Origin of the sequence: Niameybacter sp., assembly GCF_036655075.1 — a bacterium.
Taxonomy (GTDB): Bacteria; Bacillota; Clostridia; order Lachnospirales; family Cellulosilyticaceae; genus Holtiella.
In genome coordinates, this window is the sequence record NZ_JAVVQU010000006.1 from 20,638 (window position 1) to 38,873 (window position 18,236).

Sequence of the window (18,236 nt, forward strand, 5' to 3'; positions counted from 1 at the left end):
GAGGGAGTGTCTTTTCTGCTTTTCTTCAACTTTATAGAAAGTGAGGCCTTACACTTGGATGCACATGTTAGTTTCAAAAAGATGACACCGGCTAAAGTGATTGCGTTAAGTTTTGTGACAGTCATTCTAATTGGTGCAATTTTATTAACGCTGCCTATTGCGAGCCATGAAGGGATTCAGGTTTCTTTTATAGATGCCTTATTTACCTCCACAAGTGCAGTATGCGTAACAGGACTGGTCGTAGTAGATACTGCGGATACATTCAATGCCTTTGGGCAGAGTGTTGTGGCTATTTTGATTCAAATAGGGGGGCTAGGCGTCACATCCTTAGGTGTAGGCCTTATTTTGATTGCTGGAAGACGTGTAGGATTTAAGCAAAGGACGCTTGTAAGAGAAGCATGGAACATCAACAATTTTAAAGGGATTGTAAAATTAGTAAAAGCTGTTCTTCTTTTGACGTTGATTTTTGAAGGAATAGGAGCGTTGTTAAGCTTTATTGTATTTCGCCAAGATTATCCAACAGGGCAAGCTTTGGGAATTAGTATGTTTCATTCTATAGCTTCCTTTAACAATGCAGGTTTTGACATTTTAGGTAGCTTTCAAAATCTCATACCTTATCAAAATAATCTACTTTTGAATTTGACCACCTGCGTACTTATTATATTTGGTGGATTAGGCTTTTTGGTCATTTTAGATTTAGGCCAGATGAGAGGTTTTAAGCACCTGACACTTCATTCTAAAGTAGTCATCCTTACAACAGTGAGTTTATTAGTGATGGGTACTCTGTTTTTAAAGGGAACAGAGGAAATGACGTGGCTTGGAGCCTTTTTCCAAAGTACATCAGCAAGGACTGCTGGGTTTTGTACCTATTCTATTGGAGAGTTATCAAATGCAGGTCTTTGGATTCTTACTATTTTAATGTTTATTGGAGCATCTCCTGGTTCTACAGGGGGAGGCATTAAAACGAGTACTGTATTCGTACTTATTCAGTTTACAAGAAGTGTTGTAACTAATCAGCATTGTAAAGCTCTTAAAAGAAGTATTCCAGATGAGGCGATTGTAAAAGCTACGATTATTACATTATTGGCTCTAGGCATTGTAGGTAGTGGTGCTTTTTTGCTATGTGTTTTAGAACCAGAGTATAGTTTTATGCAACACTTGTTTGAAGTTACTTCAGCGTTTGGAACGGTAGGCTTATCTACAGGCATAACGCCAAGTCTTAGTGGATGGAGTAAAATACTACTGATTGTCGTGATGTATATCGGGAGACTTGGTCCTTTGACCATTGCTTCTTTGTGGTTTGTAAAGAATAAGTCAAATCTTCATTATACAGAAGAAATGATAACGATTGGATAGGAGGAATGCTATGTTTAAAAGTAAAAAGACAGTAGCAATAGGGATTATCGGTTTAGGACGATTTGGAATGGCTTTGGCTAAAAGGCTCTGTGAGTTGGGAAAAGAAGTATTGGTGATTGACCAAAATGAATCTAAAGTAAAAGAACTTAGAAGCCATACTCAATATGCCTTTGTAGCAAATGAACTGACTAAAGAAGTCTTAGAAGAGGCCGGTATACAAAACTGCGAAGTAGTTGTCGTCTGCATTGGTGAGAAAATAGATGTAAGTATTTTGACCACTTTAAATGTGGTCAGCTTAGGCGTTCCAAAAGTGATTGCTAAAGCGATTAGCTACGAACAAGGCTGCGTGTTAGAAAAAATAGGCGCAGAAGTGGTCTATCCTGAACGAGATATGGCTCTTAGAGTGGCCAAAAAAATTGTCTCTCATAACGTCTTAGATTATATTTCGTTAAGCAATGAAGTAGAGCTATCAGAAATTAAAGTGAATGAGAAGCTCATTGGTCAGACTGTAAGTGGAGCGAATTTGCGTAAGCAATATGGTCTTAATATCATTGCCATTGGTACACAAGGAAACATTGAGACAGATATTGCTCCAGACTATGTCTTTAAAGAAACAGATGTGGTGGTGGTGATTGGAAAGAAAGAAAGTATTAGTGCTTTTGAAATGGATTAAGTAAAGCTATTAAGCATACAAGTATTTATTTTGTATAAAAAAAGCTTGACTCTATAGTAACAATAGAGTTTAAGATAGTACATGGCAAAAGAAAAAGGGAGGAATGAATATGTTAAAAGAATTTTTTAAATATGCAATTCCCTCAGCCCTTGCTATGTTTATATCATCCCTTTACACGGTTATTGATGGTATTTTTGTAGGTCAAGGTGTAGGGGACATGGCACTTGCGGCCGTCAACATTGTTTTACCTTTTACTGTTATATTATTTGGACTTGCATCAATGTTTGCTATTGGTGGTGGGTCACAAGTTTCTAAATATATTGGAGCGGGAGATGGAGACAAGGCAGTTAATATTTTTAGACAAGTTTTCAAGTTTCTGATTATTTTAAGCGGAATCATCAGTTTGGTTTGTATTCTTTTTACAAAGCAAATTGTAGGAATGCTTGGAGCGACAGAGACATTAAGCGGACTAGCAGCAGAATACTTAAGGTTTTATGCTATCTTCTGTATTCCGAACTTAATTGGAATTGTGCTTAGTAGCTTTGTAAGAAATGATGGAAGACCAAAGCTTGCCATGATTTCTACCATTATGGGTGCGATCACAAATATTATTTTAGACTATCTCTTTATTTTCCAATTTGGACTAGGTATTAAAGGGGCAGCTATTGCTACAGGCCTTGGTCAAATTGTTACAGTAGCAGTACTTGTACCTCATTTTATGGGCAAAAAAGGCTACTTATCTTTTGGAAATATTAAACTTAACTTTGAAGAACTTAAGACTTTCTCTAAGATTGGTTTCCCATCTTTCTTTGCACAAGCAAGCTACTCAGTGATTGTACTCATTCACAATGTGATGCTGATTAAGTATATGGGTGAAACAGGTATTTCAGCGTACAGTATCATTAACTACATTACAACGAATACCTATATGGTGCTCTATGGTTTAACCCTAGGTGCACAGCCACTCATTAGTTACAACTATGGACGTGGAGACAGTAAGCGTATGCTAGGATTTTACAAAATCACATGTATCAGTGCAACGATTGTAAGTGGAGCCTTTGTGTTAATTAGTTTTGTATTAGGACCGAGCTTGATTGGAATCTTTACAACTGACCCAGAAATTGCACAGCTGGCTTATCTAGCACTTCGTATGGCAAGTTTTAGTTACTTTGCGGTGGGTATTAACCTAAATACCCTTGTTTACTTCCAAGCTTTAGAAAAACCAAAGTACTCTAACTTGAGTTGTATATTAAGATCTGTTGTCTTTTTGCCACTAGCGATGTTTGGTTTATGTATGGTGTTTGGTGGAAATGGGATTTGGGCAGGTACGATTGTGTCAGAGATGTTAACCCTTATTACAATTACACTGATTGGTAATGTGAAAAAATCTACAAAAGAAGTCTTCCAAATAGAAAGCCTAGCAATGGAAGCTTAAAAGGTAAAGAAAGTGCTATGATGCCCTAAAGGAGCAAAATAGCACTTTTTTCTATTCTGAAACGTTATAAATAGGGCGCTAACACGGTTTGTTTATTTTGAAACATTAAGAAGGTGAGCGTTTGAATATAACTCATTTAAAATATGCCATTGAAGTAGAAAAGACAGGTTCTATTACAAAAGCTGCAGAGCATCTTTATATGGGGCAACCTAATCTAAGTAAATCGATTAAAGAGTTAGAAGCTAAAGTTGAAAAAATTGCTGAACTTGCTGTAGGAGATGCTTGCACAGGGTCTAATCCAAGAGTGATTACACCAAGTGAAATGGAAAGACTCTTTTTTTGCCATTAGGAAATAGTGATACTAGGCGAGTGGTTCACCATAAGGTAGTGAGAATAGGCTATAAATAGTAAGGGGAAATGTATATAATAGAAGAAGTTCAAAAGGAGGGTCTAAGATGGATAGAAGATTTAGTATAGGAGAAGTTTCAAAACTCCATAATGTGTCCGTACAGACGCTAAGACATTATGATAAAGTAGGCTTATTGAAGCCGGCTTATATTAATGAAAGTAGTAAGTACCGCTATTATTCGGTGAAGCATTTTATTATGTTGGATTTTATTAAGCAGTGTAAAGCTATGGGATTGACATTAGATGAGATTAAGGAATTAATGGACCATCATACCTCTGTAGATGCAATCTTAGAAGTCATTACCAAACAAAAAGAAATGGTTACCAAGAAGATAGAAGAGCTTCAACAGATTCAAAAGCATATTGAAATATTAGAAGATAAAATTCAAACAGCTCTAAATGAGGGGATAGGAAGCGTCTTTGTAAAATACTGTCCTACTAGATATTTTATAAAATATAATAATACAAAACGCTATACAGAGGAGTTTGAGATTAAGCTGACTGAGACATTGCGTGATCTTGAGAAAGAACACGGGGTGGGCCACAAAGAGCTAGCCTTTGCAACATCTTATGAGAAGTTTAAACAAGATAAGCAGCTCACATATGACCATATGATGATAGGTTATGGAGAAAACAAAAGCGTTGTACAAAGAGAGCAAGTGGTCTTGCCAGAAGGTCACTATCTCACTTTAAATTTTGACGATGATTTTAAAAATACAAGCCCTTATTATGCACAACTTTTGACTTATATTGAAGCGCAAGATCTGCAGGTAGGGAAAACTTTTTATGAGAGTTATATGATTACAAGAATGGATTTGATGAACAATGAGGAGAAATCTCTTGGGCAAATTCAAATTCAACTTATAGAAAAGGTAATTACTTAGGCCAAGGGTTATTGCTAAGAAGTCAGACTAGGTCAGGGAAATGGCACACCAAATAGCAATTACACCTTGAACAATAATAGTGGCTAAGGCAGCACCACCTATACCCCAACTGAAGTCAATAATAAAAAGTAAGTCTAAAAAATATTAAGTAAGGCGGAGAGGATAAGGAAGCAAAATAATTATATATGAAGACAAAACTAAGCCCCCAGAAGATAACTATGTATAAACTTAATAAGTAACAGTTGAATAAAAATGGATAGCAAAAAGGAGATGTAATGACTACATCTCCTTTTTGTGTATATTAGTTACCTAAATATCTTTGATAAGCGCCATTGTAGATTTCCATGTATCTTTCTAATCCCATTTGGTTGAGTTTAGCTACATAAGCATCCCATTCAGCATCAGCGCTGTTTTGACCTGTTGTCCATTTTGCTTTGTTAAGATTTACAAAGTCTTGTAAATCTGTTTGAAGTGAAGAAAGTTCTTTAGATTCTTCTGGAGTTAAAGTCATGTTTGGAATAGCTGGAGCAAAGAATGGTCTGTACATTTCTTGTCTTGCATCTGCTGCTAAACCGTCTTTAGTTGGTATAAGATCATTTGCTTTGATTTCTGGTGTTTCCATAGTTGGAACGTATGGGCCTGGGCATTCACTTGGTACACCAGGTTGGCTAGGCATGATTTCCCATTGTTCGCCACGAGCTTCTAAACGGTTACCATATTTAAGTTTTAAAGAATGTTCTTTATCAAAGAATGAATCGATGTAGCGCATTGCTGCAGCTGGATTTTGGCATGTTGCAGAGATGATTGCACGGTTTTTATCGATACCGTAGTCAAATTGTGACCAAAGTTTGTGACCATCTGGTCCTTCTAATGGTTCGATAGCAATCCATTCAATATCTGTACCTTCTACAGGACCATTTGTAAGGTAAGCACCTAAGTAGTCAGAACTTCTTTTTGCCATGTATTGGTTGTGGTCTTGAGTGAAAAGTTCTTTGTCAAGTAAACCTTCTGTGTAAAGTTTGCTTGTCCAGTTGATGTAATCTTTGTAACCATCTTGAATTGGTGTGTAAATAAGTTCTGATTCGTCTTCGTTAAGCATCATGCTTCCTGTAAGTGTAACAACACCAAAAGCACCACTGAAACCAGTATCTCCATTCCACACATCGTATGGTGGTACTGGTTCGTATGTCATTGGAATTTCATCAGCTTTACCATTTCCGTTAGGATCTTGTGTTTTGAAAGCTTTTAATACTTCGTAGAACTCATCTGTTGTTGTTGGTACTTCTAAACCTAATTTATCTAACCAAGTTTTGTTGATACAAAGTTGAGTTGTTGCTGTACCAGCTTCAGCATTAACAGCTGGGATAGAGTAGATATTACCATCTGGCATTGTGATTGCTTTTTTGATGTCAGGTCTTGCATCAAGTACAGCTTTGATATTTGGAGCATATTGATCGATTAAATCATTTAAAGGAGTGAAAAGACCCATTCCAGCATATTTGTTGATCATAGATGAACTTAAACCTGAGAAGAAGATATCAGGGAGTTTGTTTGAAGCTAAAACTAAGTTAAGTTTTTCAGTTGCACCATCACCACTTACTGTTTCAAAGTCTACGAATACGTTTGTTTTTTCAGCAAGTTCTTGGAAAACTGGATAGTCATCCCAACTACCGCCACCTGGTTCACCATATGCAAAAGCAGTTAAGTCAACGCGCTCTTGTACGATAGGGTAACCTGTTAAGTTGATTTCTTGCTTTGTAGTTCCTGCACCTGTTGATTCATCTGCTGCTGGTTTGCTACAGCCTGTCATTGATGAGAATACAAGCATTGAAGCAGTTGCTAAAGTTAAAGCTCTAGTAAATTTTGTCATATTCGATCTCCTGTCTTGTTATAAAGTAATGAAAAAGTAAGGTAATCACTTTATATTTGTAGTTAACAGTTCTTAAAAAGTTAAGTGGAAGTTAAGGACTGTTTAATATGTATAGATAATAACATAAACTTGATGACTATTAAAGCATTTTAAAACAAAAAGTAAACAAAATTTAAATTTTTGTTCAAAAACAACCAAATTAGAGTAAAAAATAGGTTTAAAACAAGCATTTATTTGTGCAATATTACTAGTAAAAAAATTAAGTAAAGTTAAAAAAGTTAACTTTGATTTAAAAAATATATAAAGTAAAGTGTAAAAAAAGCGAAATAGAACCCTTAAATCGTAGGAAAAGTTAAGGAGAAGTTTTGTGACAAAGTTACAGAAAGTGGAAGAAGTATGACATAAACTATTAATGTATTACACAATAACTTATTTGATGAGGTGAAAGATATGAAGAGTATGCAAAGTACAAAGAGAAACTATGAACAAGAATTACTTCATGCAAGTGAAAAGTCTGATGTGAAAGTTTGTAAGATTAATATAGAAGAAGAACCAGAGCTGGCAGAACGATTCAAAATCTCAAGTATCCCAACGCTTATGTTTGTAAAAGAAGGGAAAGTCATAGAAAGAAGTGAGGGGGTTAAGCCGAAGAAAATGATTTTAGCACTGTTAGAAAAATAGGAGTATGAAATATATTTTTATTTTAACCACTTTAATGCCATTTTAACGTGGGGGGACTGTTCTCTAATACCTATTTAATTTTAGATTGAATATACTACAAGGGTAAGGAGGCATGAGTACTAAAATATAACAACTTAGAATATAACAACCTAAAATAGTATAAATGCAAAATGAAATAAACGAAGAGGAGTGAATAAAAGTATGTTTACATTTTTGCAGTATGGACTCTATTTAGCCTTATTAGTCATTTTAGCCATACCACTAGGGGCCTATATAGGTAAGGTTATGGATGGAGAAAATGTGTTCTTATCTAAAATCTTTGGATCTTGTGAAAAAATTGTTTATAAGGTTTTGCATATTAAGCAGGGCGAAGAGATGAATTGGAAAAAGTATGCACTGAGTGTAGGGGTTTTCAATTTAGTAGGATTTATTTTATTGTTTTTTATACATATGATGCAAGGATTGTTACCTTTTAATCCACAAGGTATACCTGGAACGAGTTGGCACTTAGCATTTAATAATACAGCAAGCTTTGTGACCAATACCAACTGGCAGGCCTATAGCGGAGAATCTAGTTTATCTTATTTCACACAGATGTTTGGTTTGACTGTGCAAAATTTCATTTCTGCGGCAAGCGGTATAGCTGTTTTATTTGCAGTTATTAGAGGGTTTGTAAAAACTAAAACAGAAGGACTTGGAAGCTTTTGGGTAGACTTAACCCGTAGTGTTTTATATGTCTTATTGCCTTTATCAATCGTTGTATCTTTACTCATTGTTTCACAAGGCGTAGTACAAAACTTTAGTCCCTATGAGACGGTACAACTTGTAGAACCGATTGTATTAGAAGATGGGAGAAAGATAACTGAACAAATTGTACCCATGGGACCTGCAGCAAGTCAAATTGCAATTAAACAATTAGGAACCAATGGCGGTGGATTCTTTGGTGTAAACTCAGCTCATCCCTTAGAAAATCCAACAGGGCTTTCTAATTTAATAGAAGTCCTTTCTATATTACTTATACCTGTTGCACTTTGTTTTACCTTTGGGAGAAATGTCAAAGATAAGCGACAAGGAAAGGCTATCTTTATGGCAATGCTGCTTATGCTGGTGATGGCACTCGGATGTATTGCCGCGGCTGAACAACAAGGTACACCACAACTTGCCGGAAAGGGTACGGTAGATCTTTCTACCTATAAGCAAGCTGGTGGCAATATGGAAGGAAAAGAAGCTAGATTTGGTATTGTTGGATCATCTGTATGGGCAGCATATACAACAGCAGCTTCTAATGGATCAGTCAATTCTATGCATGATTCCTACACACCTCTTGGTGGTATGATGACTATGTTGCAAATACAACTGGGGGAAGTCATTTTCGGTGGTGTAGGATGTGGATTATACGGTATGCTAGGCTTTGCTATTTTAGCTGTATTTATGGCGGGTTTAATGGTAGGACGTACACCTGAGTATTTAGGAAAGAAGATAGAGCCTTTTGAAATGAAGATGGCAGTATTGACTTGCCTTGCAACACCTGTTGTTATTTTAGTTGGGAGTGGCCTTGCGGCAATGGTGCCAGAGGTTGCAGAAAGTATTAACAATAGCGGTGCACATGGGTTCTCAGAAATACTTTATGCCTATTCTTCAGCTGGAGGTAATAATGGGTCTGCATTTGCAGGGTTTAATGCCAATACACCGTTTATCAATGTCACAATAGGCATTGCGATGTTATGTGCAAGATTTGTACCGATGATGGCTATGCTTGCATTAGCTGGAAGTCTAGTGAAAAAGAAACATATTGCAGCAACAATGGGGACACTTTCAACTTGCAATGGAATGTTTATAGGATTATTAATCTTTGTTGTACTTCTTATTGGGGCGTTAAGCTTCTTCCCAGCGCTTGCGCTTGGACCTATTGCAGAGTACTTTCAAATGTTAGGTTAGGGGGACTAGGAAAATGAAAACACAATCTACAAAGCATAGGGTGGATTCTAAAATGATAATGCGTGCACTTAAAGATTCTTTTACTAAGCTGGCGCCGAAGACACAACTTGAAAATCCAGTAATGTTTTTAGTGTATGTATCAGCGATTTTAACAACAGGTCTATTTGGTCTTGCCTTATTGGGTATACAAGATGCCCCAACAGGATTTATATTTGGGATAGCACTTATCCTTTGGTTTACTGTTTTGTTTGCAAACTTTGCAGAAGCTATAGCCGAGGGACGTGGGAAAGCACAAGCAGATGCCCTACGTTCAGCTAAAAAGGATGTAGATGCATATCGAATGACTTCTATAGAAGATAAAAATCATTTAACAGTAGTTTCTTCTGCAAGTCTTAAAAAAGGTGATTTAGTGCTTGTTAAGGCAGGGGTGCAAATCCCAGCAGATGGAGAGGTGGTAGAAGGTGCATCCTCCGTAGATGAAAGTGCCATAACAGGTGAGTCAGCACCGGTTATTCGTGAAGCAGGTGGAGACCGAAGTGCTGTAACGGGTGGTACAACTGTTATTTCTGACTGGATTGTGATACAGATAACAAGTGAAGCAGGTGAAAGCTTTTTAGACAAAATGATTGCCATGGTAGAAGGGGCAGCAAGAAAGAAAACACCTAATGAAATTGCCTTGCAAATTTTCTTAGTGGCTTTAACTATCATATTTATATTAGTTACGGGATCTCTTTATACTTATTCTGACTTTTCAGCTAAACAAGCAGGAATAGATAATCCAACATCTATTACAGCATTGATTGCGCTTCTTGTTTGTCTTGCACCTACAACTATTGGTGCGCTTTTATCAGCTATAGGTATTGCAGGTATGAGTAGACTCAACCAAGCCAATGTTTTAGCAATGAGTGGTCGTGCAATCGAAGCAGCTGGAGATGTAGATATCTTGATGCTAGATAAAACAGGTACAATCACACTTGGAAATAGACAGGCAAGTGAATTTATACCTGTAGACGGTCATTGTGTAGAAGAGCTGGCCGATGCTGCGCAACTTTCTTCTTTGCCTGATGAAACACCAGAAGGGCGTAGTGTAGTGATCTTAGCGAAAGAACGATTTGGTATTCGTGAAAGAAATTTAAGTGAACTTCATGCAGAGTTTGTACCTTTTTCCGCAAAGACTAGAATGAGTGGGGTCAACTTAAAGGGCATAGAAGTTCGTAAAGGGGCTGCGGATTCTATCAAGCAATATGTAGAAGCTCAAGGTAGTATTTATAGTAGGCAATGCGATGAAGTTGTAACCCAGATCGCCAATCAAGGAGGAACACCGTTAGTTGTTTCTAAAAACTACGAAATCTTAGGCGTTATCTTCTTAAAGGACATTATTAAAAAAGGCGTTAAGGAAAAATTTGCAGATCTTCGTAAGATGGGGATTAAAACCATTATGATAACAGGTGATAACCCACTGACAGCCGCAGCAATTGCAGCAGAGGCAGGAGTAGATGACTTTTTAGCAGAGGCTACACCTGAAGGGAAGCTTGCGATGATTCGGGACTTCCAGGTTAAAGGTCATTTGGTAGCTATGACAGGGGATGGAACCAACGATGCACCAGCACTTGCTCAAGCCGATGTAGCGGTGGCTATGAACACAGGAACACAAGCAGCTAAGGAAGCTGGGAATATGGTGGATTTGGACTCTTCACCTACTAAACTTATCGAAATTGTACGTATTGGCAAACAGCTTCTAATGACAAGGGGGAGTTTAACCACCTTTAGTATTGCGAATGACTTAGCTAAATACTTTGCGATTATTCCAGCGTTATTTATGGGCTTGTATCCAGGACTTAGCGCCTTGAATATTATGGGGTTACACAGTGGGGAGAGTGCAATCTTCTCCGCCATTATCTACAATGCCCTTGTCATTATTGCATTGATTCCACTTGCGCTTAAAGGTGTAAAATATCGTGAAGTTTCAGCTGGGCGATTGCTTGGACGGAACCTTTTGGTTTATGGAGTAGGTGGGATGATTACACCTTTTATTTTTATCAAACTTATTGATATGCTTATTGTAGCCTTAGGCATTGTAGCCTAAGGATTAAAATGGTTTAAAAGGCGTTGAGTCCTATAAGTGAAAAATAATGGTCTGTAAAACACACCATTATATAGAAGAAAAAAATAAAGTCATAGATAAAAAGTCAAGAAATAAAAAAGTTGCAAGTGATGGAGGTCAAAGTGATGAAGCTTATCAAAGAAGTATTACCAAAGGTAATTGGATTGGTTATTCTGTTTACGGTGTTATGTGGGTTTATATACCCAGCGGCAGTGACAGGGGTGAGCCAAGTTGTTTTTAAAGAGCAGGCGAATGGAAGTATTATTGAAGTAGATGGCAAAAAGTATGGTTGTGAATTACTAGGACAGCAGTTTGTAGGAAATGAGTATATGTGGGGGCGCATTATGAATGTGGACACAAGTACTTATGTAGATGAACAAGGTCAGCCTGTGATGTATGCAACCCCTTCTAATTTAAGTCCTGCTAGTGAAGAATATGCAGCACTTGTAGCCGAAAGAGTAGAAAAGATTAAAGCGGCACATCCAGATACACAGGTGAAACAAGTTCCTGTGGACCTTGTAACCTGTTCAGGCAGTGGACTGGATCCTCATATTAGTATGGCGGCAGCTACTTATCAAGTGGAACGTATTGCAAAAGCAAGAGGTATTGAAACAGATGCTGTAGAAGAGGCTATTGAACAAGCTACGCAAAAGGCGTTCTTAGGTGTGTTTGGCGAGAAAGTAGTCAACGTTTTGAACGTTAATTTGATATTGGATGGTATTTTACAATAAAGTTGATATAATGTGCATATGTATAACTTGAGTATAAGTTTATATATGCACATATTTTTTGAGGGATAGAGGGAAACACATGAATGAGGAGCAACGTAATCCGGATGTGATTCTTAGAAAATTAGAAGAAGAAGAGCGCCAAAAATATAGAGGAAAGCTCAAAATATTTTTTGGCTATGCAGCAGGCGTTGGAAAAACTTATGCCATGTTAGAAGCAGCGCATGTGGCAAAAGAAGCTGGTACAGATGTGGTTGCAGGATATATCGAACCCCATACAAGGCCTGAGACGATGATGAGGGTAGATGGGCTTGAAGTCTTACCACCTCTTCAAATGAATTATCGTAATATTGAATTGAAAGAATTTGATTTAGATGGTGCCCTTATACGTAAGCCACAGCTTGTTTTAGTGGATGAACTGGCACATACCAATGGAGAAGGATGTAGGCACCTTAAACGTTATCAAGATATAGAAGAAGTTTTAAAGTCAGGAATCGATGTCTATACAACAGTTAATGTACAACACATAGAAAGTCTGAATGATGTTGTGGCGAGTTTAACTGGAGTCGTCGTCAAAGAACGAATTCCAGATTTTGTATTTGATGGTGCAAGTCAGGTAGAATTAGTTGACTTAGAGCCTGTGGAGCTTTTAGAAAGGCTTAAGCTTGGGAAGATTTATAAGGAAAAACAAGCGGGACGTGCTATGCAAAACTTCTTTACAGAGGACAATTTAATTGCCCTAAGAGAAGTAGCTTTAAGAAGAATGGCAGACCGAGTGAACTTGATTCAAGAAAAGTTAAGTACAGCAGAGCATCTTTTGATTTGTTTATCTCCATCTCCTTCTAATGAAAAGGTTATTCGTAGAGCAGCACGTATGGCAAAAGCCTTTCATGGAAAGTTTACTGCTTTTTTTGTAGAGACCTCCGCATTTTCGGATTTTTCAAAAGAAGATATGGAAAGGCTCAGATGTCATACAAGATTGGCGGAACAACTAGGCGCTAAAACTGTTACTTCTTATGGGGATGACATTGTAGAACAAATTGCTGAGTATGCTAAGGCTGCAAAAGTGACAAAGGTGGTATTAGGAAGGACCTATACCAAGCGTTCTAGGTTTGGGGTAATGGAAAGTTTCTCAGAAAAGTTGACTAAGTTGGCACCACAGATAGAAATTTTTGTCATTCCTGACTGTTATGAGAAGGAATATGTGAACAAGAGAAAGAAAAAATGGAAATATGAAACAAATTATATTTTAAAAGATATTTTAGTTTCTTGCGTTGTATTAGGTGCTTCTACAGCTATTTCTTACTTGTTTGCCTACTGGGGATTTAGTGAAGCTAACTTGATTATGGTCTATTTGCTAGGTGTAATGGTTACCTCTTTGTTTACAAAGCATCGCTTATGCAGTACCCTTGCAAGTGTTTTAAGTGTCCTTGTTTTTAACTATTGCTTTACGGAACCTATAAAAACTTTTTCAGTCTATGACCCAGGGTATATAGCTACTTTTGTTATCATGTTTATTATGGCTTTTGTGAGTACAACGTTAATGCAAAAGATTAAGCAACATGCAAAGCAGGCGGTGATGAAATCTTACCGTACAGAGATTCTGCTTGAGACCAGTCAGAAGTTTCAAAAGGCAGCAGATGGTGAAGCAATTGCAGCTTATACGGCGCAACAACTCAGTGAACTTTTAGAAAAAAATATTTTGTTCTACTTTGGTAATCCAGATACGCATCCAGAGCCTATTGAGTGGAGAAGTGTCCAGGAAAGGGAGATGACTCCGTATGACCAGGCGGAATTAGGCGTGGCCAGCTGGGTATACAAAAACAATAAGCACGCAGGTTTTTCCACAAGTACTCTTCCAGGCGTCAAGTATTTATATTTGGCTGTAAGAAGTGGAGAAAAAGTTTTTGGTGTAGTAGGAATTGATATGAAAGGTAAACCTATGCAGACTTTTGAGCAAGGATTGATGGGGGCTATTTTAAATGAGTGTGCCTTAGCTCTTGAAAAAGAAATGCTTATTAAGGAAAGAAAGGAATCCGCTATACAACTTCAAAAGGAGCAGTTGCGTGCCAACTTACTCCGCTCCATCTCACATGACCTACGTACACCACTTACAAGTATTTCAGGCAATGCGGGTGTGCTTATCAGTAATGGCGATGAGATTAATGAATTAAAAAAACAGCAACTGTATGTAGATATTTATGAAGATGCGATGTGGCTTATCAATTTGGTAGAAAACTTATTGTCTGTTACCCGTATAGAAAATGGGACAATGGCGCTAAGCTTACAAGGTGAGCTGGTAGATGAAGTTATTACTGAGGCACTAGGACATCTACGTAAGAAGAAGGAAGACCATGAGATTGTGGTACACCAAGAAAATGACTTGTTTATGGCTAAGATGGATACCAAGTTGATTATTCAAGTATTTATCAATTTGATAGATAATGCAATCAAATATACACCACCTGGTACAACAATTCAAATTCGTACGAAAAAACGAAAAGACATGATTGTCATAGAAGTGATAGATAATGGTCAAGGCATCAAAGATGAGGAAAAAACTAAGCTATTTGATATGTTCTTTACAATGGGTCAGTCTGTTGCAGATGGTAGACGTGGGATGGGACTTGGGCTTGCACTTTGTAAGTCGATTATAGAAGCTCATGGAGGGGAGATTTCTGTCCATGACAACAAACCAAGAGGTACAATTTTTAGATTTACATTGAAGGCAGAGGAGGTACATTTAGATGAAGGATAAGGTGGAAATATTAGTAGTAGAAGATGATGCACCTATTAGAAATTTAATCATGACTACACTTGAGACACAAAAATATAAGTATCAGACAGCAAGTGACGGTAGTGAGGCACTCTTGATGGCGGTGTCCCATAAGCCAGATATCATTTTGATGGATCTAGGGCTTCCGGACACAGATGGTGTAGAAGTGATTAGAAAAATAAGAACCTGGTCAGTAGCTCCGATTATTGTCATCAGTGCGAGAAGTGATGATAGGGACAAAATAGAAGCCTTGGATGCAGGGGCAGATGACTATTTGACCAAACCTTTTAGCGTAGAGGAACTCTTAGCACGTATTCGGTCGACCTTACGCCGCTTGCAATACTTAGAAAGTCAGGGAACAGAGGAAATAGCCCTCTTTGAAAATGGGGACTTAACCATTGACTATGCAGCAGCAACCGTCAAGTTAGGTGAGGAGAAGATTCATTTGATGCCTATGGAGTATAGTTTGCTTTGCCTATTAGCAAAGCATGTAGGAAAAGTTTTGACCCATCAATACATTTTGGACAAAGTTTGGGTGAATGCGCTTGAAAGTGATCTATCTTCCTTGCGGGTGTATATGGCGACATTAAGGAAGAAGATAGAACCCAATAAAGGCCAAGCCAAGTACATACAAACACATATAGGGATAGGGTATCGTATGGTGAGAATAGAAAAAAATTAAGAAGATAAATAAAACGTAAACTAATGAACACAAAAAGCAGAAATTAGTTTACAAAACCCTTCTAAATAGAGCTGTTTTACGACTATTTTATAGGGGTTTTATAGATTAATGATATAATAATAGAAACAATATGATACAGTTGGGGAGGTTGAAAGATATGATTCAATTTATAGGGAGGCAACCTATAGAGAATGAGGTGCTTAGACACCTTTTAGAAGAAATAGCCTTTGAGAGCGAAGCTTATACATGTCACATAAGAGCAGTTCAAATAGAAAAAGGTTTAGAAGTACACTTCAATGAGACGGAAATTGTGATTGGTTACGACCATCCCATTACCTATGCAAGAGCGCTTGCACTTGTGAAAGAAAGACTTTCAAAAAAGAAGGGCTTAACAGGTATAGACCGAACACCTATTAAACAAGTTGCTAAATTTGAAAGTCTAGGTGTGATGATTGATTGCTCCAGAAATGCTGTGTTAAAAGTAGAAACGGTTAAGCAGTTTATGCGTTATTTAGCGCTTATGGGCTATAAGACACTTCAACTTTATACAGAAGATACTTATGAATTAGAAGGCTATCCATACTTTGGGTATATGAGGGGCAGTTACAAGAAAGAAGAAATTAAAGAAATTGTAGACTACGCTAAGAAGCTTAGTATGGAAGTCATACCTTGCATTCAAACCCTTGCTCATTTAGGTGCAACACTTAGATGGCGTGCTTTTGAAGAAGTGATGGATTGTGAGAATACCCTTCTAGTAGGGGAGGAGAAAACTTACGAATTGATTGAAGCGATGGTGAAACATGCGGCGACCCACTTTGAAAGTAGACGAATTAATATTGGAATGGATGAAGCTCATAATTTAGGACTTGGAAAATACTTAAAGCAACATGGCTACAGAGAACGGATTGAAATTATGGTGGAGCACTTAACACGCGTGGTGGAGATTTGTCGTAAATATGAGATGAAGCCAATGATGTGGAGTGATATGTTCTTTAGATTATTAAGTGTCAGTGGAGACTACGATGCCAACTGTGATTTAGGCGCTCATGAGGTGCTTGCAAAACTTCCAAAAGATATTCAGATTATTTTCTGGGACTATTATAACAAGCAAGAAAGCCACTATAATATGATTTTAGAACAACACAAAAAGCTTTCCAACACAACACTCTTTGCAGGAGGGGCGTGGCGATGGAGAGGTATAGTGCCTGACAATACCTTTAGTTTGTATGTGAGTGAACAAGCGTTACGTGCATGTGTGAAGCAGGGTATCCAAGAAATTTTTGTAACAGCATGGGGAGATAATGGTGGAGAGTGTGCAACTTTTGCTATTTTACCCAGCCTAGTCTTTTATGCAGAAAGATGCTACGAAGAGGTACTAAGGGAGGAAGTGTTAGCTTCTAGATTTGAAACCTTTACAGGTGCAACTTGGGAGGACTTCTTACTCTTAGATAGTGCCAACCATTTGCCAGATAACCCATCTCCTGGTAGATGTTCTGTTAATCCGAGTAAATATCTTTTCTTCCAAGATGTGCTCATGGGCCTTTTTGATAAACATGTGACCTATAGCGAGACAAATGCTTTTTACGCAGAACTTGCTCAAGAACTTGAAAGGGCAGTAGTAAGAAATCCTAAATGGAAATATATATTTATGCCTATTTATCTAAATGCCAAAATTCTTTCATTAAAATCTGAAATGGGCGTGCGTTTGCAAAAAGCGTATCAAGATAAGAATAGGGAAGCTATGGCAAGCTACAAAGGGGATATGGAGACTTTAATCCAAGACCTTCGTACGTACCACCAAGCCATTCGTAAGCAGTGGAAGATGGAGAACAAAATGTCTGGTCTTGAAATCCAAGACCAACGTATGGGTGGACTACTTACAAGGATGGAAGTAGCTAGGGAAACACTAGAGAGTTATATTAAAGGTGAAATAGATACAATAGAAGAACTTGAATATGAACGTTTACGCTTTGATTGCAATCTAGATGAAGCAGCACCACTTTCTATTCCAGGCGCTTGGTGGCATGAAATTATTTCGCCAAATAGAGTAGGCAGAACTTAATCAATGCAACAACACAAGCTAAAAATAAGCTTTGTAGAAAAAGATGAATAAAATAAAATAAAAGGGAAACACTAGTATAGTAGAAAAACATACTAGTGTTTTTTATGAAGTTTGTAATCCAGCTTGACAAAGAATTCTATTTACGGTATACTAGGTACATATTAGTCGATATTTATAAATTTCCAAGTTGTTGAATGCCCTTCACATAATATTAGAGATTATATCTATTAACTGAATGTAGTCTGTAATAATATGTGAATTTTTTATTTCAGTAGGATTGCAGAAATAAAATACAAGGAGGTACCTCAAATGACAGGTACAGTTAAATGGTTTAACGCAGAAAAAGGTTTTGGTTTCATCGAAAGAGCAGACGGAGATGACGTTTTCGTACATTTCTCAGCTATCCAAGGAGATGGATTCAAATCATTAGAAGAAGGACAAAAAGTAAACTTCGATATTACTAAAGGTCCACGTGGCGCTCAAGCTGAAAACGTAACTAAAGCTTAATTTAAGCTTCAAAAGAGATAATCTTGCCTAGCAAGATTATCTCTTTTTTTATGTTCAAAAATTAAATGATCTGTTTGGTCTTTATCAACATCTATTTGAAAATTTCTTTATCTTTTTTGTACTCTCTCCTCA

At 37.4% G+C, this 18,236-nt stretch carries 13 protein-coding genes and 1 pseudogene; 13 read left to right on the forward strand and 1 reads right to left on the reverse strand.

Annotated elements, in window-relative coordinates; all coding sequences use genetic code 11:
• Positions 1–15 precede the first annotated feature (15 nt).
• The 5 genes and pseudogenes from RRY75_RS03040 to RRY75_RS03060 all read left to right on the forward strand — a co-directional run bounded on the left by RRY75_RS03040 (position 16) and on the right by RRY75_RS03060 (position 4,756).
• A complete protein-coding gene (locus RRY75_RS03040) occupies positions 16–1,356 on the forward strand; it encodes a TrkH family potassium uptake protein (RefSeq protein ID WP_334309871.1) in 1,341 nt (446 codons plus the stop codon).
• Positions 1,357–1,366: 10 nt separating this feature from the next.
• Positions 1,367–2,029, forward strand: a complete 663-nt coding sequence (locus RRY75_RS03045) for a potassium channel family protein (RefSeq protein WP_332491195.1) — start codon at positions 1,367–1,369, stop codon at positions 2,027–2,029.
• 109 nt (positions 2,030–2,138) lie between these two features.
• On the forward strand, positions 2,139–3,464 hold the full coding sequence (locus RRY75_RS03050) for an MATE family efflux transporter (RefSeq protein WP_332491193.1): 1,326 nt from the start codon (positions 2,139–2,141) through the stop codon (positions 3,462–3,464).
• 121 nt (positions 3,465–3,585) lie between these two features.
• Positions 3,586–3,705: pseudogene (locus RRY75_RS14255) on the forward strand (LysR family transcriptional regulator); the annotation flags it as partial.
• A 214-nt stretch (positions 3,706–3,919) separates the two neighbouring features.
• Positions 3,920–4,756 carry a MerR family transcriptional regulator gene (locus tag RRY75_RS03060; protein WP_332491191.1) on the forward strand — a complete coding sequence of 279 codons (837 nt, stop codon included), beginning with the start codon at positions 3,920–3,922 and terminating at the stop codon, positions 4,754–4,756.
• Positions 4,757–5,057: 301 nt separating this feature from the next.
• On the opposite strand, the gene RRY75_RS03065 is transcribed toward RRY75_RS03060, so the two are convergent.
• Positions 5,058–6,626 (reverse strand): extracellular solute-binding protein, encoded by a 1,569-nt coding sequence (locus RRY75_RS03065; protein WP_332491189.1) that lies wholly within the window; start codon positions 6,624–6,626, stop codon positions 5,058–5,060.
• 441 nt (positions 6,627–7,067) lie between these two features.
• Between RRY75_RS03065 and RRY75_RS03070 the strand changes: the two genes are divergently transcribed.
• From RRY75_RS03070 to RRY75_RS03105, 8 genes are all read left to right on the forward strand, one after another.
• Positions 7,068–7,307, forward strand: coding sequence for a thioredoxin family protein (locus tag RRY75_RS03070; RefSeq protein WP_332527254.1), 240 nt, complete (start codon positions 7,068–7,070; stop codon positions 7,305–7,307).
• Between the two features lie 201 nt (positions 7,308–7,508).
• Positions 7,509–9,245 carry a potassium-transporting ATPase subunit KdpA gene (gene kdpA / locus RRY75_RS03075; protein WP_332528221.1) on the forward strand — a complete coding sequence of 579 codons (1,737 nt, stop codon included), beginning with the start codon at positions 7,509–7,511 and terminating at the stop codon, positions 9,243–9,245.
• A gap of 13 nt (positions 9,246–9,258) precedes the next feature.
• A complete protein-coding gene (gene kdpB, locus RRY75_RS03080) occupies positions 9,259–11,331 on the forward strand; it encodes a potassium-transporting ATPase subunit KdpB (protein WP_332491185.1) in 2,073 nt (690 codons plus the stop codon).
• 143 nt (positions 11,332–11,474) lie between these two features.
• Entirely contained in the window at positions 11,475–12,080 is a 606-nt protein-coding gene (kdpC, locus tag RRY75_RS03085; RefSeq protein WP_332491183.1) for a potassium-transporting ATPase subunit KdpC, read from the forward strand.
• A 79-nt stretch (positions 12,081–12,159) separates the two neighbouring features.
• Complete coding sequence (locus RRY75_RS03090) at positions 12,160–14,835, forward strand: sensor histidine kinase KdpD (protein ID WP_332527256.1); 2,676 nt, start codon at positions 12,160–12,162, stop codon at positions 14,833–14,835.
• Positions 14,825–15,535, forward strand: a complete 711-nt coding sequence (locus tag RRY75_RS03095; RefSeq protein WP_332491180.1) for a response regulator transcription factor — start codon at positions 14,825–14,827, stop codon at positions 15,533–15,535. The genes RRY75_RS03090 and RRY75_RS03095 overlap by 11 nt, the downstream gene beginning before the upstream one ends.
• A 157-nt stretch (positions 15,536–15,692) precedes the next feature.
• On the forward strand, positions 15,693–17,597 hold the full coding sequence (locus tag RRY75_RS03100; RefSeq protein ID WP_332491178.1) for a beta-N-acetylhexosaminidase: 1,905 nt from the start codon (positions 15,693–15,695) through the stop codon (positions 17,595–17,597).
• Between the two features lie 309 nt (positions 17,598–17,906).
• Complete coding sequence (locus tag RRY75_RS03105; protein WP_332491177.1) at positions 17,907–18,104, forward strand: cold shock domain-containing protein; 198 nt, start codon at positions 17,907–17,909, stop codon at positions 18,102–18,104.
• Positions 18,105–18,236 lie beyond the last annotated feature (132 nt).